Origin of the sequence: Malacoplasma penetrans HF-2 (assembly GCF_000011225.1) — a bacterium.
Classification (GTDB): Bacteria; Bacillota_I; Bacilli_A; order Mycoplasmatales; family Mycoplasmoidaceae; genus Malacoplasma; species Malacoplasma penetrans.
Map to the genome: position 1 here is coordinate 131,766 of NC_004432.1, position 23,553 is coordinate 155,318.

General features: G+C 25.9%; 21 protein-coding genes, 1 tRNA gene and 1 pseudogene. 20 read left to right on the forward strand and 3 right to left on the reverse strand.

Translation table 4 applies throughout. The features are described 5' to 3' along the window. Nucleotides 1-2 precede the first annotated feature (2 nt). From MYPE_RS00540 to MYPE_RS00630, 19 genes and pseudogenes are all read left to right on the forward strand, one after another. A complete protein-coding gene (locus MYPE_RS00540) occupies nt 3-1,670 on the forward strand; it encodes a phospho-sugar mutase (RefSeq protein ID WP_011076935.1) in 1,668 nt (555 codons plus the stop codon). Between the two features lie 226 nt (nt 1,671-1,896). After that, nucleotides 1,897-4,770, forward strand: a complete 2,874-nt coding sequence (locus MYPE_RS00545; RefSeq protein ID WP_011076936.1) for a P116 family lipid acquisition surface protein — start codon at nt 1,897-1,899, stop codon at nt 4,768-4,770. Between the two features lie 111 nt (nt 4,771-4,881). Further along, the gene (nusA, locus tag MYPE_RS00550) at nt 4,882-6,675 is read left to right on the forward strand and encodes a transcription termination factor NusA (protein WP_011076937.1); all 1,794 of its coding nucleotides are present in this window, start codon (nt 4,882-4,884) and stop codon (nt 6,673-6,675) included. Further along, on the forward strand, nt 6,668-6,940 hold the full coding sequence (locus MYPE_RS00555) for a hypothetical protein (RefSeq protein WP_011076938.1): 273 nt from the start codon (nt 6,668-6,670) through the stop codon (nt 6,938-6,940). Before nusA ends, MYPE_RS00555 begins: the two co-directional genes overlap by 8 nt. A gap of 34 nt (nt 6,941-6,974) precedes the next feature. Further along, nucleotides 6,975-8,825: a translation initiation factor IF-2 gene (gene infB, locus MYPE_RS00560; protein WP_044891189.1), complete on the forward strand. Its 1,851-nt coding sequence runs from the start codon at nt 6,975-6,977 to the stop codon at nt 8,823-8,825. Beyond that, entirely contained in the window at nt 8,818-9,159 is a 342-nt protein-coding gene (rbfA, locus tag MYPE_RS00565) for a 30S ribosome-binding factor RbfA (protein ID WP_044891190.1), read from the forward strand. Before infB ends, rbfA begins: the two co-directional genes overlap by 8 nt. 5 nt (nt 9,160-9,164) lie before the next feature. Beyond that, nucleotides 9,165-9,854 (forward strand): hypothetical protein, encoded by a 690-nt coding sequence (locus MYPE_RS00570; RefSeq protein WP_011076941.1) that lies wholly within the window; start codon nt 9,165-9,167, stop codon nt 9,852-9,854. A gap of 258 nt (nt 9,855-10,112) precedes the next feature. Then, nucleotides 10,113-10,550 carry a 30S ribosomal protein S6 gene (gene rpsF / locus MYPE_RS00575; RefSeq protein ID WP_011076942.1) on the forward strand — a complete coding sequence of 146 codons (438 nt, stop codon included), beginning with the start codon at nt 10,113-10,115 and terminating at the stop codon, nt 10,548-10,550. Nucleotides 10,551-10,582: 32 nt separating this feature from the next. Further along, nucleotides 10,583-11,152, forward strand: coding sequence for a single-stranded DNA-binding protein (locus MYPE_RS00580; protein ID WP_011076943.1), 570 nt, complete (start codon nt 10,583-10,585; stop codon nt 11,150-11,152). A 287-nt stretch (nt 11,153-11,439) separates the two neighbouring features. Then, nucleotides 11,440-11,643, forward strand: a pseudogene (gene rpsR / locus MYPE_RS05925) (30S ribosomal protein S18); the annotation flags it as partial. 99 nt (nt 11,644-11,742) lie between these two features. Further along, nucleotides 11,743-12,411, forward strand: a complete 669-nt coding sequence (deoC, locus tag MYPE_RS00590) for a deoxyribose-phosphate aldolase (RefSeq protein ID WP_011076945.1) — start codon at nt 11,743-11,745, stop codon at nt 12,409-12,411. 8 nt (nt 12,412-12,419) lie between these two features. Then, entirely contained in the window at nt 12,420-12,971 is a 552-nt protein-coding gene (locus MYPE_RS00595; RefSeq protein WP_011076946.1) for a DJ-1/PfpI family protein, read from the forward strand. A 144-nt stretch (nt 12,972-13,115) separates the two neighbouring features. Beyond that, the gene (locus MYPE_RS00600; RefSeq protein ID WP_044891191.1) at nt 13,116-13,430 is read left to right on the forward strand and encodes a hypothetical protein; all 315 of its coding nucleotides are present in this window, start codon (nt 13,116-13,118) and stop codon (nt 13,428-13,430) included. Nucleotides 13,431-13,440: 10 nt separating this feature from the next. Then, on the forward strand, nt 13,441-14,310 hold the full coding sequence (locus tag MYPE_RS00605) for a deoxyribonuclease IV (protein WP_044891192.1): 870 nt from the start codon (nt 13,441-13,443) through the stop codon (nt 14,308-14,310). Continuing rightward, entirely contained in the window at nt 14,310-14,732 is a 423-nt protein-coding gene (locus MYPE_RS00610; RefSeq protein WP_044891193.1) for a Fur family transcriptional regulator, read from the forward strand. Before MYPE_RS00605 ends, MYPE_RS00610 begins: the two co-directional genes overlap by 1 nt. 12 nt (nt 14,733-14,744) lie before the next feature. Next, a tRNA-Arg gene (locus MYPE_RS00615) sits at nt 14,745-14,819 on the forward strand. Nucleotides 14,820-14,937: 118 nt separating this feature from the next. Further along, complete coding sequence (locus MYPE_RS00620) at nt 14,938-16,329, forward strand: transporter (RefSeq protein ID WP_011076949.1); 1,392 nt, start codon at nt 14,938-14,940, stop codon at nt 16,327-16,329. A gap of 86 nt (nt 16,330-16,415) precedes the next feature. Then, nucleotides 16,416-17,951, forward strand: a complete 1,536-nt coding sequence (gene guaA, locus MYPE_RS00625) for a glutamine-hydrolyzing GMP synthase (RefSeq protein ID WP_011076950.1) — start codon at nt 16,416-16,418, stop codon at nt 17,949-17,951. Between the two features lie 270 nt (nt 17,952-18,221). Next, nucleotides 18,222-19,283: a DNA adenine methylase gene (locus tag MYPE_RS00630; RefSeq protein ID WP_011076951.1), complete on the forward strand. Its 1,062-nt coding sequence runs from the start codon at nt 18,222-18,224 to the stop codon at nt 19,281-19,283. Nucleotides 19,284-19,420: 137 nt separating this feature from the next. Here the strand turns inward: MYPE_RS00630 and MYPE_RS00635 are convergent, their stop codons facing one another. Further along, nucleotides 19,421-20,437, reverse strand: a complete 1,017-nt coding sequence (locus MYPE_RS00635; RefSeq protein WP_011076952.1) for an IS30 family transposase — start codon at nt 20,435-20,437, stop codon at nt 19,421-19,423. A 134-nt stretch (nt 20,438-20,571) separates the two neighbouring features. Further along, nucleotides 20,572-20,847, reverse strand: coding sequence for a hypothetical protein (locus tag MYPE_RS05635; RefSeq protein WP_129374448.1), 276 nt, complete (start codon nt 20,845-20,847; stop codon nt 20,572-20,574). Nucleotides 20,848-21,032: 185 nt separating this feature from the next. Here MYPE_RS05635 and uvrC point away from each other — a divergent pair, with 185 nt between their 5' ends. Next, the gene (gene uvrC, locus MYPE_RS00645) at nt 21,033-22,802 is read left to right on the forward strand and encodes an excinuclease ABC subunit UvrC (RefSeq protein ID WP_011076954.1); all 1,770 of its coding nucleotides are present in this window, start codon (nt 21,033-21,035) and stop codon (nt 22,800-22,802) included. 60 nt (nt 22,803-22,862) lie between these two features. On the opposite strand, the gene MYPE_RS00650 is transcribed toward uvrC, so the two are convergent. Continuing rightward, entirely contained in the window at nt 22,863-23,399 is a 537-nt protein-coding gene (locus tag MYPE_RS00650) for a ribonuclease H-like domain-containing protein (protein ID WP_011076955.1), read from the reverse strand. Nucleotides 23,400-23,553: the final 154 nt, after the last annotated feature.

The following is a 23,553-nucleotide window of genomic DNA, read 5'->3' on the forward strand; positions in this document are numbered from 1 at the left end:
TTATGAAAATATTTCAAGAAAAAAACCCTAGTTCAATGCATGCTAATGTAAACCCTCTTTCAAAAGCATGATTAGAATCAAATAGAATTAGTAACAAATATAAAGAATTAATTTTAAAGATGAATGAAGAAGAAATTGATAAATATTTCTCTTATTCAAAATTGAGTTTTGGAACTGCAGGAATTAGAGCAACAATGGGCCCTGGAACCAACCAAATTAATGTCTTTACTTATCAACAAATGAGTGAAGGTGTTGCAAGATGATTATTGAATAAAAAAAGTAATCCAACAGTAATTGTTGCACATGATAACAGAATGAATGCAGATTACTATGCAATGGTAATTGCTAAAACATTAACAAGTTTTGGAATTAAAGTCTTTTTATATAAAGAAAACCAAATTAAAGCTACTCCTATTATCTCTTATAGTGTTAGAGAAACTGGTGTTGATGCTGCAATTATTGCAACAGCAAGTCACAATCCTAAAAACTATTTAGGTTTTAAAGTTTATAACCATACTGGTGGACAAATCTTGGATAGTGAAGCAAATGAAATTGTTTCATCAATGCCAGAATGTCAAACTATTATTGATAATGTATATACACCAAATATGGATCTAATTTCATATTTTGATGACACTATTACAGAATCATATTTTGAAGCAAGTTATAGATGTTTAATTAATACTAATATTTATAGACAAAAAAACTTCCCTGTAATTTTAACTACACACCATGGGACAGCTTCATATGATTTACCTTACTTATTAAAATCAATTGGATATGAAAATATTATCTTAGCTGCTCAACAATGTGTTCCAGATCCTAACTTTACATATTCTGCAAACTTTAACCCAGAAGACAAAGCTTCTTTTGATTTGTCTTTAAAATATGCTGAAAAATACCGTGCAAATATTATGTTAGGTGTAGACCCTGATTCTGATAGATTAGCAGTAGTTGTAAGACATAAAAATAAATGACATTATTTAACTGGTAACCAAATGGGAATTATCTTTACTCATTATGTGTTAACTAATAAAAAATTTGATAAAACTCCTTTTGTAGTTTCTACATTTGTATCAACTAATTATATTGATAGAATTGCTGAAAAATATAATGCAAAAGTATTTAGAACTCCAACTGGATTTAAATGAGTTGGAAATGAAATGAACAAACACATTGATAAAATGGATTTTGTTGTTGGTTTTGAAGAAGCAATTGGATCTTTAAACTCTGATATTGGTAGAGATAAAGATGGATTCCAAGCAGCTGCATTAGCATTAGAAGTTTATACAATGTTATATGATCAAGAAAAAACATTAGTAGACTACTTGGATGAAATCTTTGAAGAATTTGGTGCATGAACTGGAGAAACTGTTTCTTATAAAATTGAATCTCTAAACTGAAAAGAAGAAATGCAAGAAAAAATGGATAAATTTGCAAATGTCAAAAACAAAGATATCCTTGGTCTTGAAATTAAAGGTATTAGATGAAATGAACCTGCACAAGCACTAGAATGATATTTAGAAAATGACATGTGAGTTAAGTTTAGATTATCTGGAACTGAACCAAAGTTTAAAATTTATTATGAAATCTATGGTGAAACTAAAGAAATTTGTGATCAAATTCTAAAAGCATTAAAAGATGAATTTGAATACATGTTAAGATCTTAATCAAATATAAGCTAATAATTAAAAAACACCCAAAATATGCAATTGGGTGTTTTTTGCTATTATTGAAAAATTTTTATCAATTATAGATATCTTTTTTTATATATGTTATTTTATTTATACTAAAGGATAGCATACATTTTATGTATACAAGTCTTTAGCATTAAGACAAAGGAGTAAACAATCTAATTTAATATAATTTGCTTATTTAATTAGATTTTAAGACAATATGGCTTTTTACAAATCAAATTTTAGAAAAAAAGTTATTACTGTTTCTTCTGTTGGGGTGACTGGTATTGGGATTGCAACAACAGCTGGAATTTTAATTTCTTATAAAGATCAAATCTGATCTAATGAGCAATCTGATCAAGTTGATGTACCAAAAGATGAAAATGTTTTACCACCTTCAAGTAATACTGGACCAAGTGTTCCGGGAACAAATGGGGGAAACCTTAATGATGATGTAGTTGAAGAAAAACAGGAAGAAGAAGTTGAAAGAGTTGGTACAATGTCTGCAGCTGTCCTTAGTGAAATTAGAGGAATAGTTTTAGAATTCAAAGATGCAGAAGCTAATAACTTAAAAAATTCTAATAACCAAAAAATGAGACAAAGTTATTCTGAGTTTGAAACAAATGGTGATTTCTCTAATTACCAAGCAAACTGAGATGCTTTACAAAAAGATCTTTACTTATATGTAAATGATATTTGAACTGCAAATGGTAAAAATGTAGATTTTACTAGTGTTAATATTAAAAACAACAATTCATCTTCTAATTTCCAATTAGGTAAATCAACAATCTCTTTTGAAATAGAAATTTCAATTGAAGCATTTAAACTGGCTATTTTTCAAATAGGCAACAATAGCTATAAATTGTCTGAAGGAAAACATACATTAACAATTAAAGCAGAAAACCAAGCTCTTACTCCTGATATTAATTTTTCATCTAACACATATTATTTAGGTTGAAAATTGCCAAATGTTTCTGTGCAAATGAATAATGAAAAAGCATTTGATACAGAATTTAGTCCTTCATCTTCATACTCTTATGCCTTCCAATATGTTTTTACAGATTTAGTAAATAAACAAAACTATGTAGAGTTTTATAAAGCTAATCAGCAAAAAATCTTGGACCTTGATGTTGCTCAAGCAAAAACTAAAATCCAAGATTACTATTTACAACAATACTCAAATGATTTAGATTTCATTGATTATGGAATTAAAATTTTAGATTCAATTAGATCAAATCCAGATGTTAAATCATTGCTTGCTAAAGTTGTGCCATATGTTACTAAAATGGCAGTTCAATTAGATATATTACCTTCATTTTTAGAACCAATCCTTAGTAAAGGTTTTGCAACTGATGAAAGTTTATTAAAAGTGTTTTCAGAAAACAAAGATGATGTTTATATATATTTAGAAGATAATTTATGAGATTTATCAGAAATTCTAATTCCTTTAATTAATGAAATTAAACCAGGAATTTCAACTGATAAATTAAATGATATCAAAGGGTTATTAATGTATTTAAATGTTGATAATTCAATTATTGATATTATTATTAATGACTTCTTAGGTGGAAATGGAACAGAACCAAAAAGTATCTATAACATCGTGGTAGATAATATTGATACCATTTTAAATTTAGCAATGGGTTCAAGTGCTGAAAGTTCAGTTGTTACTGGGCTATCAAATTTAATTAAACAATTTACAACTGTTGGTCCCAACAAACAATTAACAAAAGTGTTTAATGTAATTTTTGAAAACAAAACTACTAAGAAAAACTTTATTGAATCCCTTGGTAAAATGTTTAACCTTTCAGCAGTTACAAATATTTTGGATATTATGTTTACTAACAATGATTTGATTAATGTTACAAACATTCAAAACATCCTTCACAGTATTTATGATTTCACAAATGGTATTTTTGAAAGAAAAGCAAATTATGAAGACTTTAGAACTGGTTATAAGAATTTAACATTCACAACTTGATTTACTAAAGTTCCAAGTGTTGATAAATCAAAACAAACAATTGATTTTGAATATAGAATTTCTTTCAACATTAATAAAAAAGTTACTTTAAATTTAAAACCAATTAAGAATTTATTTGATGGAAATAAAGTTTGAGACTTAATTAATAGTTTCTATGATTTATCAGGAATTGGTTGAGCTGTAAATAAAGATTGATTATATCAAGGTGTTACAGGATTTATTCCTAATAGCATTTCAGTTGGTGGAACTTATGCTAGTATGACTCAAACTACATATACGGCTAATAACTCTAGTGTTTATGTAGATGGAATTCGTTCAGGTACTGATTATAAATTAGGATTTAAATTCAACTATACAACAACAGTTGCATTTAAAGATCAAACACTAGTTTCTTCAATTACTAATGATTACAAAAGAGGAAGTGACTGATATCAAATTGCTCCAATTATTGCATGAGGTGATTATTACTACTCAGACTTCTGAAGAGGTATATTAAAAAATATTATTACAAGAGACTATACTTTTTCATTTAGAGCTAATGTTCAATACTCAGATGACACAGTAGCAACTACAGAAACTTATGATCCAAATTTATATATAACTGGTTTTACAATTGCTTCAAAAAATACAAAATTAACTGATAAACAAGTTTATGACAAAGTTAAAACTTACAAAGAAAGTGAATTGTATAAATCAAGAGATGAAAGATATGACATTAAGTGAAGTAATACTGATAACTACTCAGAAGTTTTAAAGAGTTTAACTCCTACTGTACCAAAAGCATTAACTGATTATATTGCTGCAAGCAATTATTCAACAACTCAAAATGATGAATACATTAAAGGTACTAACTTTGCAATTACAAGTCATTCTGATGTGTTATTCAATTTCTCTCTTCCAATTAACATAGTTGTAAAATATCTTGTTGGTAAAACAAATGTAAATATTAAATTAGATGTGTTTGCAATGAGATTCCAAATGTTTTTACCATTTATGTTCTATGATACTCAAACTAACAAAATGATAGGCAGTGTTTCTGATAGTTACTCATCATTTAATATGGAAGCTGGAACTACAATGTCTTGATTCTGAGAAGCTGCATTCTGACAATAAAATTTATTAATTTATTTCCAATTTTAAATTAATATCATATAATATTTTTAGATTCACAAATTGAGTGAGGTTTAAAAACCTTGCTCAATTTCTTTTTTATATGGAGCAAAAATGAAAATTAAATCTTTTTTAGAAAATCTAGATAAAATAGCTAAAGAAAAAGATACATCAAAAGAAAATATAGTAAATATTTTAAAAACTGCTTTGGAAAAATCTTATTTAAAAGAGAATCCAGATTTGGACATTGAAGTAGTTGTTGATTTAAACAAAGAGTCAATCAAACTTTTTGAAAAAAGAGTTGTTGTTGATAAATCAGAAGATGAAATTGATGATGACAAAGAAATCAATATTAGTGAAGCTCAAGAATTAAAAAAATCATATAAATTGGGTGACACTGTAAGCACTGAAGTTAATATTGATAAATTTGAAAGAAGAATTACATCTCACTTTGCACAAATCTTAACTCATAACTTAAATGATATTTCTAACTCTAAAGTTTATGAAGAATGAAAAGATAAAGTAGGAAATATTATTAGAGCAGAAGTTGAAAAGGTTGATAATAGATTAGTTGAAGTAAACTTAGGTTCTACTAAAGGGGTTGTTTTAAGATCTGAACAAATCCCTGGTGAAGAACTACAACCTGGTCAAAGTTATTTGTTTTTAATTAAAGAAGTTAAATCTCAACAAACTAAAGGTTGACCAATCATCTTATCAAGAGCAGATGAAGGTTTATTAAGATACTTATTGAAAACTGAAATTTCTGAAATTTCAGATGGAATTATTGAAATTAAAAGAATATCTAGAATTGTAGGATATAAAACTAAAGTTGCAATTCTTTCTAGAGTTCCTGGTGTTGATGCTGTTGGAACAGCTGTTGGACCAAAAGGAGAAAGAATTAAAAAGATTTCTAGCACATTAAACAATGAAAGAATTGATGTAATTTTATATGATGAAGATCCTAAGCAATTCTTAGTAAATGCTTGTCATCCTGAAAAAATTGTGGGTGTTGAAATTACAGATGATGAAGATATTCCAGGGTCAAAAATAGTAACTATTGTATGTCCTGAAGAAAGTTTAATTAAGTTAATTGGTAAAAATGGAATTAATGTTAGATTACTTTCTAAATTAACTGGTTGAAGTATTGATATTATTTCTGAAAAATTAGCAATTGAAGACAAAATTGAATTTGAAGATGTTTCACAATTAGTTTCTTCTAAAACTAGACAACCAAGAAGTCAATTTGGTGGTTATAGATTAAACAATGCTAATAATAAAAAATCTACAAGCAACAAACCTGGTAGCAAACCTAATTTCTATAGTGGTTTCTCTTCAGATGATTCAATTGAAACTGACTTTGATATTGATCAATACAAAGCAGAATTGGATAGCATTACAGATGATGATGTAGAACAATTATTAAATACTAATACCAATAGTTCTTCAAGAAAAAATAAAAAGCAAATTGAAGATGATGAAGAAGTAGTATTTTATGAATCATCAAAAGAAAAAAATGATTCACAAGATTCAACTCCAGTAACTGAAGAAGTAGTAAATGACCAAATTACTTTTAAATATAAAGAAGAAAAACCTGCTTCTGAAACTAAATCAAAAAAAGAAAAACCAGCAGTAGTAAGTTCAGATGATGATGACCAAGATTATGAACCTGTATCACTTGTTAGAAAAGATTCTTCTGACATTGATGATATTGGAGGAGATGATCCTTGATTATTAAGAGCTAAAAAAGAAAATAAATCTAGCAAATCTAAAAACTACAACAAAGCGCCTAAACCTAAAAAAGAAAAGGTGAGTGTATTTGATGAGTTAATGGATAATACAGATGACATTTCAGTAGATAGTGAAATAGATACTTCTGAACTTGATAATCTGGAACTAGAAGATGAATAAAAAAACTTTAGAAAAAAAGAAAATATATCGGATCTGTTGTTTATCCAAACAGAAATATGAAATCAACAAACTTGTTAAAATAACAAAAGTTAAAACAAACATATTTATTAATGATTTAAACATCAAAGGTAGATCAGTTTATTTTTTAAAAGATGAAGTTAAAAAAATAAACATTAATAAGTTTTATAATCTTATTAATGCAAGACTAAAACTTAATTTAGAAGAAGTAGATAAACAAAAAATTTCTCAATTTTTAAATGGTTAATTTAGCAAAATAATATTATTCCATGGAGGTTTTTATGGCTAAAAATGTAAAAACTAAAAGTAAAAATAAAAATAAAAAAATAGTAGATAACAGGACTAACATTGATATTAAATCTCAGTTTAAAAAAGTTGAAACTGGAATTAAAAATGGTGTTTTTGTCTTCACAAATAATTTAACCATTGATGAATTTTCAAAAAAGATCAATAAACATAGTGCTGAAATAATTAAGTATCTTTTCTTAAAAGGAATTAATTGCAATCTAAACACTTTATTAGATGAAAGACAAATGGGAGAATTGTGTTTGGAATTTGGATATGACTTTAAAAAAGAAATTCAAATTAATGAAGACAACTTTCTAGATAATATAAAATTTGAAGATCGAGAAGATTTATTAGACAAAAGACCCCCTATTGTTACTATTATGGGCCATGTAGATCATGGTAAAACTACTTTACTAGATACTATTAGAAAATCAAAAGTAGCAGCTACAGAAGCCGGGAATATTACTCAGTCCATTGGTGCTTACCAAGTTGAATGAAAAAAACACTTAATAACATTTTTTGACACCCCTGGTCATGAAGCATTCTCTAAAATGAGAGCAGTTGGAGCAGACCTTACTGATATTGTTGTATTAGTGGTTGCAGCAGATGATGGATTAAAACCTCAAACTGAAGAAGCGATTGACCATGCTTTATTTGCTAAAGCTCCAATTATTGTTTTTATAAACAAGATGGATAAAAAAGATGCAAACATCGAAAAGATTTATTCACAATTAGCTGAAAAAAATGTTCTTTGTGAAGAATGAGGTGGAAAAACCATGGTTATTAAAGGTTCTGCTTTAAATAACCAAGGAATTGATGAATTATTAGAAGCAATTATAGTAACTGCTGAAATTATGGAATTAAAAGCAAACCCTAAAAGACTAGCTAATGGAATTACTATTGAAGCTAGTATGGATAAAGGTGAAGGTGCAGTTGCTGACTTATTAGTTCAAAGTGGAACACTAGCAGTAAATGACTATATATTAGTTGGAGAATACTATGGAAAAGTAAAGAAAATGGTAGACTTCAATAGAAAAGAAATTAAAACTGCATTGCCTTCTACTCCTGTAAGAATTAGTGGTTTAAATGGTATTCCAAAATCTGGTGATAAATGAATTGTTACTAATGATGAAAAATTATTAAAAGAATTAAGTGAAAAAAGACAACTTAATACTAAACAAAGAAAACTTTCTAACTTTGGAACTAATTTAAATGAAAACAGCCAAGGTATTAAAGAATTAAATGTTATTTTAAAAACTGATAATAATGGTTCTTTAGAAGCTATTAAAGGCCTTTTATCTTCAATTGAAGTTACTGGTGCTAAATTAAATTTAGTAAGAGCTGCAATTGGTAGCATTAATGAATCTGATATTGATTTAGCAAGAACTTCAAAATCATTAGTTGTAATCTTTAATACTAAAGTTTCTTCAAAAGTTTCAGATTATGCAATATCAATGGGAATAACTATTAAAAACTACAATATTATTTACCAAATTAAAGATGAGATTGAAAGACTATTAAAAGGAATTTTAGATCCTGTTTTTGTGGAAAAAGAAATTGGTTCAGTTGAAATCAGACAATTATGATCTCACTCTTCAATTGGGGTTATTGCAGGTGGTAGAGTTTTAACTGGTGAAATCAAAAGAAATGCTTTTGCTAGAATCAAAAGAAAAGATAAAGAAATTATTAGTAATGCAAAAATCAATTCTTTAAGACATGGAAAAGATTCAATTGCTAGTGCAGCAGCTGGTAAAGAATGTGGATTTACTTTAGAGAACTTTAATGATTTTGTTGAAGGTGATATAGTAGAGATATATGAAATTGTAGGTGAAACACATGAGTAATGTGAAAATTGAAAGATATGAATCTATTATCAAAGATTTAATATCTCATGCAATTACAACTCTTGTTTATGATGATCTAATTAAACAAGCAACAGTTCATTATGTTACTTTATCAAAAGACAAAAGCATTGCAAAAGTTTATATAAGTTGTTATGATAAAACAATTATTGATAAAATTTTAAAAAAGATTAATGGTGCTTCTGGTTTTTTTAGAACCATTCTTGCTAAAAATCTTAATTTAAGAAAAGCTCCAGCAATTGTTTTTTTAAATGATGAATCTATTGATAAAATAGATGAAATCAATTCATTATTAGAACAGATTAAAGGTAAGTAAATAATATGTTTAAAAGAAATAAGAATAACAAGATTGATAATGAAAAAAAGGAATCCGTTTTTAATTCAAAGGAATTCCAAAGCAATCAACCAAACCAAAGTAGTTCTAGCAATCTTGAAACTAACTCAACAGTAAATAATTTTTCAAATGAACAGACCAGACCAACTTCTCCTGGTAATGACTTATTCTTTGAAAAGTTTGAGAAGTCAAAAAAAGATTTCATTAAAGAAAAGAAAAAAGAAAAGAATGTTGCTAAAAAATCATTATCTAGTAAAAACAAATTATTAGGTTTTGAAAGTAGATTAAGAGATGAACATTACTTTAAAAGATTTTGAATCATCCTACTATCAGTTACATTTTTTGTTCTAGCTTATGCTTGTACTGTAATTGGATTATGTGGACCTCACTTTGCTTCAGTTGAAAGTTCAAGTAAATGAATAGCTGCATACAACTTATATAATGGAGTTTTCAAAACATCAGTTATATTTTCAGGAATTATTATTTGTATTATTCCTTTACCTTATATCTTTTTACTCTCTTCTTGGTTTATAGGAATTAACAATGTTCACAGAAGTAAATCATTTGTTGTTTCAAATATAGCAATTCTAGTAACTTCAATTGTTCTTTTATTCTTTGTAATAATATTATCTTCAATTGTTTTTGCTACAACTGTAAGCTATAGACCAATAGCATAGTAGTTCAAATAGAAGTTTATTCTCAATGGTATAAACTTCTATTTTTTATTCTTTTCAAATAAGTAAATGAATAATCTTTTAATTTTTTAATCAATAAAAAAGCAGTTATAAAAAAAATATAAAAACTGCTTTTTTGTAGATTCTAAATATATAAAAAATAAGTAATTAATTGATATAATAATATTGCATTTTTAAAACTTTTAAAATGCACTCTTTGCCGAGTTTAGGCTATATCCATAAAGAGGAGATATATTAATAATGCCAAAATACGAAATTATGTTAGTAGTTGATGGATCTATTGAAGAATCTAAAGCTACAGCTGTTGCAAATGATTTAAAATCTATTTTAAAGAAATCAACAGACCTTAAATTAGAAAAAATGGGATTAAAAGATTTAGCATACCCAATTAATAAAAAAAGTAGAGGGTATTACTATTTATTTAATTTCTACAATGAAGATCCAGCTTCTATTCAAGAATTTAGACGTGTTACATTACTTAAAAAAGAAGTTTTAAGACACCTTATTATCAATCTTGAAAAAGATTATGGTTACAAAGCAAAAACTAATCCTAAAAAGATTGTTAGATCTCAGTTCAGAGCTGAAAGATACAAAAGAATTAAAGAACAAGTTCTTGCTGAACAAGAAAAAATTAGAAAAGAAAGAGATAATACACCAGTTAAATTGACTGATGTATAGTCCTTTAAAATCAGAAAAGGAATTTAACTAATATGAATAAAGTTTTTATAGTAGGAAGGTTAGCACAAGACCCACAACAATTTGTTACACAAAATGGAATTACACAATCAAGAATTTCTATTGCTTCAAGTGATAATTGAAACAAAAATGAAACTTACTTTTTTCCTTGTGTAGCATGACAATCAACAGCTAATTTTATCAATTCATATTTACATAAAGGTGATTTAGTTGCAATTGATGGAAAGTTAATTAGAAGAAGTTATGTTTCAAAAGAAGGTAAAACAGTTTACGTAATTGAAATTGTTATTGAATCAATCAAACCACTTTCATCAAAAAATAGTAACAATGCTGCATCTTCAATTGATAAAAATTACAACCCAACAAACACAAAAAACAATAATTATAGTCAACAATCTAACATGTCTGTAAGTGAAGCAATGGATGATTTTGAATCTAACTTTGCTCAAAAAACATCAAGTACAAATATTACTTCTAAGAATGAAGAAAAGGAAACATTTAAAGATGATCCTTTTGCTTTAAACGATGATGAAGATCCAGATCAAGTTGTTAGTTTAGATTGATTAGATGAATTTAAAGAATAGTACATTTAAAGGAGAATTGTTAATTAATGGAAAAGAAAACAACTAAAAAAGCAACTGCTAGTAAAACTACAACTACAAAAAAAGCAGCAGCTGAAAAAACTGAAATAAAAGAAACAAAAAAAACAACTACTACAAAAACTTCTACTGCTAAAAAAGCAACAACTGCTAGTGTTGAAAAAACTGAAGTAAAAGAAACAAAAAAATCTTCAGATAATAAAAAAGAATTTAACCCTCAAGATAGACCTTTTGCTAAATACAACAGAGGTTATCCAAACAAACAAGGGAGAAGAAAAAAATTCTGTAAACTTTGTGCTAAAGGTCAAGAACATGTTGACTACAAAGATGTTGAATTACTATACAAGTATTTAACTCCTAACTTAAAAATAGCTTCAAGAAAAATTACTTTTGCTTGTTCTAAGCACCAAACAAGAGTTTCTAATGCTATTAAAAGAGCAAGAATTGTTGCATTAATTCCTTTTGTTAGAGACTAATCAATTTCAATTTGTAAATAAAAAGAAAATTTCATTATTATAATGGGGTTTTCTTTTTTATTATTTAATTATGGTAATAATTTTATTTAAGGAAAAAATATGGAAATTGATATTAAAAAAATAGCTAATATGTTTGATCACACAAGACTGGCTCCTGATGCAACATTAGCAGAAATTGAAAAACTTTGTAATGAAGCAAAACAATATGGATTTTTCTCAGTATGTGTAAATCCTTATTTTATTGAAGCTGCAAAAAAATTTCTAAGTGGAAGTAATGTTTTAGTTTGTACAGTGATTGGATTCCCTTTAGGGCAAAACACTATTGAAACAAAAGTTTTTGAAACTAAAGACTGTGTAGCAAAAGGTGCACATGAAATTGATATGGTAATTAATATCTCTAAACTAAAAGAAGGTGATGTTGATTATTGTGTAAATGAAATTAATGAAATTAAAAAAGCATGTAATGGTGCTTTATTAAAAGTAATTGTTGAAACTTGTTTATTAACTCCAAAAGAAAAAGAATTAGCTGCTCAAATAGTTTTAAAATCAAATGCTGATTATATTAAAACATCTACTGGGTTTTCAACAGCTGGAGCAACTTTTGAGGATATTGAAATTTTTAAAAAAGTTGTTGGAAATAATAAATTAATCAAAGCTGCTGGTGGAATTAAAACTACTGATGATTTATTAAAAATGATATCTTTAGGTGCAAATAGAATTGGAACATCTAGAGGTGTTGAATTAATAGAAGGTTTAAAAAATAAATAGGTAACTTTATGAAATTATTAGCACTAACAATGTCTAAATTTCAAGATTTAGAAATGGTGGCTTTATTATCTATTTTTAAAGCAAGCCAAAAATTTGAAAGAATAGATTTTTATTCACCTGAAAATTTAGAAATGGTAACTGGTCAGTTTGATATTGCCAATATTAAAACAATTAAGAATTTTAATGTAAATGATTATGATGTTTTATATATTCCTGGTGGATATGGAGCAACATTACTAAGACAATCTAAAAAAGGGATTGCTTGTGTTAAAGAATTTATTGATAATGATAAATGAGTAATTGCTATTTGTGATGCACCAAATGCTTTAGCAGACCATAACCTTATTAAAGAAGATCAAAAATATATTTCTTGATCTAGTGGTGATATTACAGATAGTAAAAGAATTAAAGACTTTAATACACATGTATATAGATCTAATAAATTGATTACAGGGAGATGTCCTGTGGTTACTTTGGATTTAGCATTTTACTCATTAGAAGTAATTTTTGGAAAAGACTTTAGTGATGGATTGAAAATTAAATTAATGGGTAAAGAATAACTTGTTAATGCATATCAAATAGAAACTTAATAATAGTTTCTATTTTTTATTTCAACATTAATAATATTGTTTTTAGTGCAATTTATTGTTAGAGAAAATTATGAGATTGTATTATTATAATTAGTAGGCAATATTTATAAAGTTATGAATTTAAAAATCTTTAGTTTTTTACAGGCAACAACATCAGATCCAGGTAACTTTCCATACTATGGAGAGCAAAGCTGAGTTTATTATTTATTAGGTGGTATCTTTACTGCTTTTACTCTTCTTTCACTGTGATACACATGAAGAGTAAGAAATTCAAAAGCAGAATATGAAAGCATATCTGTTTCTTTTAATTGGTTTAAAAGATTTTGATATGTTAATAGATTTTCAATCATGATAATGATAACTATTGTACTAGGTGTTATTGCTGTTTCTTTCTTTCTGGTTAATTCAGTGATTGTTTCTCAAAACTAAGGAGATGTGTATGAGTAAAAATAAATTATTATTAGGTAGCCATGTGGGGTTTAAAGCTAAAAATTACTTGGTTGGTAGTGTTTTAGAAACTTTAGAATATGATGGTAATTGTTTTATGGTTTTTACAGGACCACCTCAAAACTTTATGAGAAAAGAATTAGATCAAAATTTAATTGATGAAGCAGTTAAATTAATGAAAGAAAAAAACCCTTTATTGCTAGAGAATATTGTGGTTCATGCACCTTACTTGATTAACTTAGGTTCTCCTAAAGAATCTACAAGATCTTTGGGGTTAAATCAATTAATTGTTGAGATTAATAGAACCAATCAAATTCATTCTAAACTTATAGTATTGCACCCAGGAAGTGCTTTGGATTCTGATAGAAATGTAGCTATCAACCATATTGCTGATAACTTAAATAAAGCAATAGAAGCAACTGACAATGATGTTATTATTTGTGTAGAAACAATGGCTGGTAAAGGTTCAGAAGTTGGTATTAATTTTGAAGAAGTATCAAAAATTGTTTCAGGTGTAAAAAATAAAAAAAGAATAGGGGTTTGTTTAGATACTTGTCATATGCATGACTCTGGAATTGATATTAGTGATCCAGATCAAACATTAGAAGAGTTTAGTAAGTATTTAGATTTATCTTATATAAAAGTAATCCATTTGAATGATTCAAAAAATGAAATTGGATCTAGAAAAGATAGACATGACAATATTGGTTATGGAAAAGTGGGATTTGACTACCTTGTTAAATGAGCACATAATGAAAAATTAGCTAATGTTCCTAAAATCTTAGAAACTCCTTACCGTGATGATAAACCAATTTACAAACAAGAAATTATTAATTTAAATTCTAAAGAGTGAAAAGAATAATGGCAAATCAAAAATTATTAGAAAAATTAAACAATAATAAGAATGTTCGAATTACTAAAATAAGAATCAATATCTTAGAGTGTTTGAATGATGGTTATCATGGTCACACAATTAAAGACATTATTGACCACTTGAATTCAAAGGGTGAGAAAGTAAATGTTAGTAGTGTTTACAATACAATAAACTTTTTAATAGAAGAAGGAATTATTGAAATTGTAAATACACTAGATAGTAAAGAACAAGCATATGAATTAATCAATAAAGAAGATTTACATATTCATTTGTATGATGTTACTAATAATAAACTTGATAAAGTTGCACTTCCAAAAGAAATAGAAAAAGCAATCACTGATTTTTTAGATTCAAAGAATTTAACTTATGAAAATATTAAATTAGATATTTATGCTAAAAAGAAAAAATAAATTATATTATGAGCCCTAATCGCTTAATGGATAAAGCTTTTGTCTTCGGAACAAAAGATGAGGGTTCAATTCCTTCTTAGGGCGCCATTTGAAATGAAATAAAAAGATTTTCTATAAGTCTTTTTATTTTTTTATTTCCCTTAAATTACTTCTTTTAATATAATAATTGTTGTATTATTTTCACATCTAGAAAAATAAACCTATTATGAATAACATTAATCAAAATACATTGGAAATCATTATTAATTTAATAATTTTTGTAATTGTTTTTTCAATGTCTTTATTTTTTATTTTTAGACTTAAAAATGTAACTAAAGGATATAAGATTTTTTTTGTTAGTTATGTTCTTTTTTGAATTCCACTAAAAATGCTTAGAGAATATACTTCTGTTGTTCAAAATAATATTGACTCAAGCATTGTTTGGTTGCCTTTAATGGTTTATGGTTTAATAGGTGTTTTTATAAGACCTTTTGTAGACTATTTATCTTTATCTTTAAAAAACAGAAAAATTATTTTATATGGTGCAGTAGTTGCTGGAATTATATCTTTTATTCCAATGACTATAACTCAAAATACAGTTACTAATACTATTCAATCTATTGGAGTGGGGGTTGGAGCTTCAATGATTGGAACATATGAATTAATGTTTAAAGAACAATATACTAGAAACAGAAGTTTTTTAACTGTTTCAATAATGGCTTTTCCACCATTGCTAGCTGATTTTATTGGTGCTCCAATTCAATCGATTATTAAAGTATCTGCAATTTCTTCAGCGAATAATAACTCATACCTATTTTATTTATCTATTATGTGAATGTTAGCTATTGTTGTATTCATAGGTGTTTTTGTAATTCTATATACAGTTAAAGAAGATAGAAACTTGGTAGGTTTTTTAGGGAACAATAATAAAATTGAAAAAACTAAAAGTCAGATGACTTTCTTTGTCATTTTATGTTTAGTTGGTTTTTTGATTGCTTTTATTAAATTTTCTAATAGTGGTTCAATTGCTACTTTAACTATTGAACACCTTGCAGCAAATCAAGGTATATCTAATCAAATCTCAAGTATTCAAGGATATATTGCAAGTTTATTTAGTTTATTCCAATTGCTTGGAACTATTTGTTTATCATGATTTTTAATAAAGAAAAATAATAAGATGTTGGCTTTCACTGTGGGAATCATTTTATGAATTGTTTTTGAGTTAGTGATTTCTTTTAATACAAATCCTTATGTTTACTTTGGAGTTTCTGCATTAAATGGTTTTGCATATGGAATTTTATATAACTTAGTTTTAGCTTATGTATTAACTTTATCATTTGATAATAAAAAACTTAAGAATGGTAAATATGAATTAAGAAAAATTTCACCTATGGGAATTTATCAATCAATATTAGCAATTGGAATAGCTTCTTCTTCATTCTTTACTTCTTATTTAAAACAAGCATTAAAAACAGATAACAACTATATGGTTGTGAATTTATCAATTTTAGCATTTATAGTGGCTTTAGAAATAATGTATTTTGTTGTTTATGTATTAGATAAAAAAACAATTTCTAAAAATAAATTTGTTATTAAAGATGCTGTTTCTTCTAAATAATTATTTATAAATTATCAAAATCTAAAATTTTTTAATAATATTTATTAATATAAACTAAATACCAAATTTGTTTTGAGGGGGATATTATGGATAAAATTTTAATTTTAGATTTTGGTGGTCAATACACTCAATTGATTGCTAGAAGAATAAGAGATTTGAATGTATATAGTGAAATAGTAGATTATGATATTTCAATCGAAGAAATAATTAAGAAAAATCCTAAGGGAATTATTTTATCTGGTGGATATGATAGTGTTTATGGAGACAGAAGTATAAAACCAAATAAAGGGATTTGAGATTTAAATATTCCAATATTAGGAATTTGTTATGGTTTTCAAGTAATGATGCAAGAAAATGGTGGACAAGTTGAAAATGATAAAGATTCAGAAGAATATGGTTCTACTGATATTAGACTTACTACAAATGAGTTATTTGAAAATATTGAATTAGACAACAATTGTTGAATGAGTCACTCTGATAGTGTTATCTTTTTACCTAAAGGGTTTAAAGTAATCGCTTCAACTAATAAATGTTTAGTAGCATCTGCATGTAATAGAGAGAAAAAATTTTATGGGGTTCAATTCCATCCAGAAGTTACTCAAACTACATTTGGTAATCAATTGCTTCAAAACTTTGTTTATTCAATTTGTGATGTAGCAGGTGATTGAGAACCTAAAAACATTAAGTTAGAAAAAATAGAAGAAATCAAATCTATTGTTAAAGATGATTATGTTTTATGTGCAATTAGTGGTGGAGTAGATTCATTAGTTGCTGCAGTATTAACAGCTCAAGCTATTGGAGATAAATTATATTGTGTTTTTGTAGACCATGGTTTACTTAGAAAAAATGAATCTCAAGAGGTTTGTGCATTACTAAAAAAACTAATTGGTAAAAATATCTTTTTAGTAGATCAAAAACAATTATTTTTATCTAAGTTAAAAGGAGTTGTAGATCCTGAACAAAAAAGAAAAATTATTGGTAAGACTTTTATAGAAGTATTTGAAAAGGTAGCTAATAAAATTAATGTTCCTTTTAAATATTTATTACAAGGTACAATTTATCCAGATATTGTAGAAAGTGGTAGTAAATTTTCTAAAACCATTAAGTCACACCACAATGTTGGTGGTTTACCTGAAAGATTACAATTTGAATTATTAGAACCTTTAAAATACTTATTTAAAGATGAAGTAAGAAAGTTGGGACTAAGTCTTGATATACCTTATCAAAATGTTTATCGTCAACCATTCCCAGGTCCTGGGCTAGCTGTAAGAGTATTGGGTGAAATTACTGAAGATAAATTAGAAATAGTAAGAGAAGCAGATTTTTTATTTAGATCTTATATAGATCAACTTTATAAAAACTCTGAACACAAACCATGACAATATTTTACAGTTTTAACTAACTCAAAATCTGTTGGTGTAGTTGGTGATAACAGATCTTATGGCTATACATTAGCTTTAAGAGCAGTAGATAGTATGGATGCTATGAGTGCTAAGTGATATAAAATTCCTTTAGAACATTTAGAAAAAATTAGTTCTATTATTTGTAATAAAGTTAAAAATATTAGCAGAGTAGTTTATGACATAACTAATAAACCACCTGGAACAATTGAATGAGAATAAATTAATTTAAAACTAACTAGTTTCTGTAATGAAATTAGTTAGTTTTTTATTTTGTTTTTATTTCATTTACAAATTAAAAATGATTTATTTACAAATTAAAAATAATTTATAAATGAATTAAATAAGGTTTAGTCAAAAACTAATAGATCTTAACACCAACTATTAGATCTTTCGAAACTTCTAGATTTATTTTTTTTAATGATCTTATTTCGGTTTTCTACCGATCTTTTGATATTCTTAGATCCGTAAATATTAAAAGAGGTAGAAAATTTGGAAAATAATAATTTAAAACAAATTAATATAGAACTTAAAAAATTTGAAAATGATAAAGAAAGCATTAACAATTGTAATGGTGTTTTATCTAAATATATATTCGGAACAAGAATATTAAGTTTAAGACAAAAAGTTGAAATAAATAATAATTTGCAAGTTGTTAAACCATTTTTGAAATGGGTTGGTGGTAAAACTCAACTATTAAATGAAATTAAAAAGTATTATCCTTTTCATAACAATCAAATAACTAAATATGCTGAACCATTTGTAGGAGGTGGTGCAGTATTATTTGATGTTTTAAGTAAATATGAAGTGAAAGAAATTTATATAAGTGATATTAATGCTGAACTTATTAATGTATATTCTGTTATTAAATACAAAGTAAAAGAACTTATACCAGTGCTTCAAATCATGGAAAAAGATTTTCTATTAAGAAATACAGATGACAGAAAATGGTATTACTTAATTAAAAAGAATAGATTTAATGAATTAAAAGAAAAAGAAGACAATCAATTTTTAGATGTAGAAAAAGCTGCATTAATGATATTTTTAAATAAGACTTGCTTTAATGGTTTATATCGTGTAAATAAAAAAGGATTATTTAATGTATCAATGGGTCATTATAAAAATCCTAAAATATGTGATACTTTAAATCTTGAAGCTATTTCTAAAAAATTAAAAAATGTAAATATTGTTTATGGGGATTATAAGAAATCTGAAGAATTTATAGATAAAAATACTTTTGTTTATTTTGATCCACCTTATCGCCCAATTACTAGTACTTCAAGTTTTACTGCATATAATAAAGATTTATTTAATGATCAAAATCAAAAAGAGTTAGCTGATTATATAAATAAACTAAATAATAAAGGTACAAAAATATTATTAAGTAATTCAGATCCAAAAAACTCAGATAAAAATGACAGCTTCTTTGATGAAATTTATTCTGCTTACAATATTAAAAGAGTTAAAGCTAAAAGAATGATAAATTCAGATGGTAGTTCAAGAGGTGAAATTAATGAACTCCTTATATCTAATTTTGATATAAATAAGAAATAAATTACATATATAAGTTTGTTTATTAAAAGACCAAAGTTAATTACTTTGGTCTTTCCTTAATTGAAACATGAAGTGCAACATTAATGTTAGCATAAGAAATTCTGTTACCTCAAAAAAGGGAGCAGAATTTTTTTATTTTATCAGTTTAAAGAATTCATACATTTTTTGTAGTACTGATCACTACTCATATAGTTAAACATTTTTCTAGGCATTCTATTAATTTTGTTTTGGAGATTGTTTATTTCTGCATCACTTAACAAAGAAAAATCTGTACCTTTTTTATACACTCTTCTAATCAATCCATTAACATTTTCATTTGAACCCCTTTGATATGAAGCATAAGGTTCACAATAATAAACTTTACATTTTATTCAATAAGCTGCAATTCCTATTTTTGAGAATTCTATTCCATTATCTATTGTTATTGTCTTTACATGTAAGTTGTTTTTATTAACTAAACTTTTTATTGCTGAGTTAATAGTGAAAGGATTTTTGTTCTCAACTTTAGTAATAAATGAATTTCTAGTTTTTCTTTCTACCATTACCAATAAATTACTATAACCAGATTGTCTTTTTCCTATGACTAAGTCTAGTTCCCAATGACCAAACTCTTTTCTATTAAGTATGTGTTTTGGTCTCATTCAGAAGGGATGTACATACTTTTCATCAAATTTTGAGAACATTCCTTTTTTTCTTTTTCTACCTTTTATATAAGCAGTTCTTAGTTTGTCTGATCTTTTTTTAATTCATTTATTTGTTTGTATTCAGTTATAAATTTGTTTAGTGGAAGGAACTAAAACACATGGATAATTTTCTTTTATATAGTGTCTAGTTAATTCCACACCATGTCATTTGCAATTGTATTTTTCTGCAAATAATTCTGAGAAAGTTTTGTATTTTTGTCATAGAAAAAAGTTTTTATGGTTTCTTCTTTCTATATATTTTTTCTGTGCCTTTTCAGCACTATATCCTTCAACATTATTGTTTCTTCTGATCTCTCTTAAAATTGTGGATCTATGTCTTTTTAATTCTGTTGCTATTTGGTTAATATTTTTCTTTTGAACAAAATACATATGTCCTATTATTTCTCTTTCACCATAAGACAAATGTCTGTATTTGTTAGTATCATTTAGAGTAATTGTAGTGTAAAACATAATTGGTGTTCCTTTGTGCGTTTATATGGGGGCACCTTTTTTTATCCCAATAAATAAAAAATTGAAATGTTAGGTGCTATACAAATTATACTTTGCATGTTGCACTTCACATTTCAATCAGGGAAAGACCAAAGTTAATTACTTTGGTCTTTTAATTGCTCTCATGCTTGATCTATAAGATTAAAAATGAATGAAGATCTTTTGCTAAATAATTGCTTTTTATTTAAATGGATTATTTTTAGTTCATCCTTGTGGGTTAATTCTTTTTGTTTTTGGTATAAATTAGCTTTAAATTTCTTAATAGATATTTCCACATTTATAGTAGTTAAAATCAAAGAACCAAAAATAAAGAAGAATATTGGTATTGCACAACAATACCAAACTAAAGGATTGTTTAAATATGTTGCCACAATTAAATAAATAATTATTAGTAAAAATAAAACAATACTAGTAATAAGGATTATCTTTTTGAATTTTGAATAAAACTGAAAAGGAAATAAATTATAAATTTGTTTATACAATTTATCTTTATTTTTTAAATTATTAAAATTTTGATACTCCATAATAAAATATTATAAACTTAAAAGACAAAGCTATGAATGAACAAATAAAAGATAAACTAAAAAAAATTCCACATAAACCTGGGTGTTATCTATGAAAAGATAAAAATGGAATAGTAATCTATGTTGGTAAAGCAGTAGATTTAGCTAACAGAATAAAACAATATTTCTTAAAAGATAGAGATTTAAAAACAAAGAAGTTAGCTAATGAAATTTGTGATGTAGATTATGTTGTGGTAAATAATGAAAATGAATCTTTATTGTTAGAAAACAATTTAATAGCTAAATATAAACCTAAATATAATATGTTACTAAGAGAATCTAATGCATTCCCTTATATCTTAGTAACCAAAGAAGAACACCCAAGAATTTTATATTCTCATGACTCAACTAAAAAAATTAAAGGAACATATTATGGTCCTTTTGCTAATAGCAATATTAAAAAGTATGAATTGTACAACTTTATTAATAGAATATTCCCTTTAAGAAAATGTAATAAGTTACCTAATAAAAAATGTATTTATTATGATATTGGTCAATGTTTAGGACCATGTATTAAAAAAGTTACTAGACAAGACTATGAACCTTATTTAAAAGAGATTAATGATTTCTTTTCAGGTAAATCTAAATCTATTGATGAACAACTAGAAAAAAAAGAGATACAAGCTGCTGAAAAATTAATGTTTGAAGATTCTCAAAAATATTTGGAACTAAGAAAAAATTTAAAAATGTTTTCTGAGAGACAAGATATTATTTTTTCACAAAAAAATGATGAGGACATCATTGGTTTTTATTGTAAAGAAAATGTAATCTCAATAGTTATTTTTAAATATGTTAATGGATCATTATTAAGCAAGTATGATTTAATAACAGTTTTTTATTCTGAATTAGATGAAATATTATTAACTTTAATTTATGAGTATTATTCAAAGATAGCAATTGAATTACCTAAAACAGTTTATCTATCTCTATCTGATGAAAAATTAAAAACACTTAGTGAATCATTAAAAATAAAATTTTTAAATCCTTCTAAAGGAGTTAAAAAAGATGTGATGGATACAGCTTTTAATAATGCTGTTGAAATAATGAAAAACAAATACCTACAACTAATCTCTAACCAAAATAGAGAATTGAATTCATTAGAAGAACTTCAAAAATTATTAGATATTAAAGATTTATACAGAATGGAAATTTTTGATAACTCTAATATTTTCAACACCAATAAAGTAGGGGCCATGGTTGTTTATGAAAATGGTGTAAAAAATAAAAATGAGTATAGAAAATTTAATATCAAAGATGAAGATGCTAACTCAGATTATGATTACATGAAAGAAGTAATCTATAGAAGATATAAAAACAATACAGCTTCATTTGGTGAAATACCCAATTTAATAATTGTTGATGGTGGTAAACCACAAGTAAAAGCTGCATTAGAATCTTTAAAATTTTTAGAACTAGATTCAATTATTCCAGTAATTGGATTAGCAAAAGATGATAAACATAAAACAGATAGAATTGTGAAGTGAGATTTTAGTGAAATTAAATTGGATAAGAAATCTGATTTATATTTCTTTTTACTTAATATCCAAGATGAAGTTCATAGATTTGCTATTTCATTCTATAGAAATAAAAAATCTAAATCATTATTTGAAAACTCATTATATAAAATAAAGAATTTAGGGAAAACTAGAATTGAAAAATTATTAGAAAAATATGAAACTTTAGACAAAATTAAAGAAGCAAGTGTTGAGGAGTTGAGCCAAATAGTCCCAATTGAAGTTGCTAAAGAAATTAAAAAACTGTAAATAAAAAAAGTACCATGAAGCTGGTACTTTCTATTTAAGGATTATAAGCTAGTTTGTTTATTAAGAAATAATGAATGATTTTAATCTAAATCAAATTTTTTCAAGAACCATAGTAGTATAAGGAGAACCTAATAGTCTTTCTTCCTCATATCTAACTCCTAATTTAGTAGCTAGTTCTTCAAGACTTATGTCATCATCAAATCCAATAATTTGTTTTGCAAGTTTTAATGCGTCTATTTCTGAGATTTGAAGATTATATCCACATTCTTTATATATTTTTTCTAGTAAAGGAAAAACAAAATTATCTCCATTATAAGTAAATAAAATTGCATCTTGAAAAATATAAGTCATATTTTCTAATGCAGACATTTTGTCTATTCCTTCACTTTCAATTTTCTTATTAGTAATACGATATTTTCTTATGATGTTTCCTGGAATTTTTTTATCTGTTGCAATAAAAAAGTTGTGCTTAGAAACCATTTCATTGTTAATGTAAGTTCTAGCAGCAAAGTACAAAATTTCAGAATCCAATCCTTCCTCTGTTGTTTTAATATCAAAAATTACTATCTTACGATCCTTGAATAAATCTTTTAACATTTCTGCCTCCAGGCATCTCGATATTATAATAATATATTCTAATTTTACAATATTTAATTTTAAATTACTTAAAAATATTCTATTATAACACTTATTTTATAAAATAATATAATTTAAAAATTTTTGAATATGTTTTTATAACCCTATATCATTT